The 422-nt window shown below is 31.8% G+C and carries 1 protein-coding gene; it reads right to left on the bottom strand.

The genetic code is table 11. From position 1 onward, the window contains the following. The coding region (locus tag F7018_RS18640; protein ID WP_175578783.1) for a hypothetical protein at positions 1 to 422 on the bottom strand (422 nt) is incomplete at both ends.

Here is a 422-nt window from a genome sequence, read left to right as displayed (position 1 = left end):
CCTGTACAATCATTATTAACCGTATTAATAATTTTAATGTATAAAGGTTGTGGAGTTTGAGCAGGAACATTTTTGTTTCTATAGTTAGTTAAATCAGGGATAGCATTTAACACCGCATCTCTATCCGCAATAGTTTCAAAAATTAAAACATTTAAGTTAGGACGTATTGCAGCAGGGAATAAAGCTTTTACATCGTTAACAACAGAACTGATATTAAATGTAGTAATTCCATCAGTATCATCATTATTAGCATTATCATTTCCATCTGCATCTAAAAAGTCATCACAAGTTTCAAAAGGAGTGTTGTAAGCAACATCAGCAGAGAATCCAACAATAATTTCTACTCTAGAAATACGATAGCAGTTTTTGTTAGAAATTGTTCTTACCCAAATAACATCACCATTTGTAACAGGATGTGCAGT

Origin of the sequence: Tenacibaculum aiptasiae (assembly GCF_008806755.1) — a bacterium.
In the GTDB taxonomy this organism is placed as follows: domain Bacteria; phylum Bacteroidota; class Bacteroidia; order Flavobacteriales; family Flavobacteriaceae; genus Polaribacter; species Polaribacter aiptasiae.
Note: the sequence above shows the minus strand (reverse complement) of the source record. Positions and strands in the feature narration are given on the sequence as shown.